Source organism: Cellulomonas hominis (genome assembly GCF_005239125.1).
GTDB lineage: Bacteria > Actinomycetota > Actinomycetes > Actinomycetales > Cellulomonadaceae > Cellulomonas > Cellulomonas hominis_A.
The window spans coordinates 1-1,010 of the sequence record NZ_SZYE01000367.1 but is presented as its reverse complement, the minus strand read 5'-3'; the positions used below and the strand labels follow the sequence as shown (position 1 = coordinate 1,010).

Genomic DNA, 1,010 nt, shown 5'->3' with positions numbered 1-1,010 from the left:
CCCGGAGCGGTCGGTGGTCGCCGGGCTGCTGGACCGGGCGCGGGCGCTGGTGCCCGACGTCGAGGAGGGCACGAGCTACGGCATGGCGGCGTACCGCTACCGGGGCCGGCCCCTCGTGACCGTGGCGGTCGGCCCGCGCGCCTGCACCGCGTACCCGTTCAGCTCGGACGTCGTCGCGGCGGTGCTGGCGACGCTCGACGGCTTCGACGCGACGAAGGGCGGCATCCGGTTCACCGCCGACCGACCGCTGCCGCCCGAGGCGTTCGACGCGCTGGTCACGGGGCGGCGGGCCGAGATCGACGCGGCCCTGGACCGGACGCGCGACTGACCCCGCGGACGTCGGCGACGCGCCCCGGCCGCCGCGCGTAGGGTGCGTCCGTGCTGCTCGGTCGGTGGGTCCTGGTCGTCCCGGTGAAGGACGCGCGGCGCGGCAAGACCCGGCTGGCGGACGTGCTGGAGCCGCGGGCGCGCGCCGCCCTGGTGCGGGCGATGGCCCTCGACACCGTCGAGGCGGTGCTGGCGAGCCCGCGGGTCGCCCGGGTGGTCGTGGTGACCGCCGACGTCGAGGTCACGGCCGCCGCGGCGGCGCTGCCGCGGGTGCGGGTGCTGCCCGAGCCGCCGGCCGGGCCCGACGACGCCGCGGGCGGGTGGGCGTCGCTCGACCGCGCCGTGTCCGCCGGGGTGGCCGCCGCACGCGGCGAGGCGCCCACCGCGCACGTCGGCGTGCTGCTCGGGGACCTGCCGGGGCTCGACCCCGACGAGCTCGACGCGGCGCTCGCGGCCGCCGAGGCGCACCCGCTGGCGGTCCTGCCCGACGCCGACGGCACCGGGACGACGCTGCTCACCGCCCGGGCGGGGACGGCGCTGCGGCCGGCGTTCGGCGGCGGGTCGGCGGCGGCGCACCGGGCGCTCGGGCACGCCGAGATCGCGCTGCCCGTCGACTCGACGCTGCGGCACGACGTGGACGTGCCGGCGGACCTGGCGGCGCTCGTCGCGCGCGGGGTCGGCGG

Annotated in this window: 2 protein-coding genes; both read left to right on the top strand. The window is 80.5% G+C overall.

What is annotated here, in order from left to right; translation table 11 throughout:
• Positions 1-328, top strand: a 328-nt coding sequence (locus FA014_RS20435; RefSeq protein WP_195969405.1) for an iron chaperone, incomplete at its 5' end; no start/stop codon positions are given.
• 50 nt (positions 329-378) lie between these two features.
• Positions 379-1,010: 2-phospho-L-lactate guanylyltransferase (gene cofC / locus FA014_RS19610; protein WP_154731265.1), on the top strand; the 632-nt coding region annotated here is incomplete at its 3' end.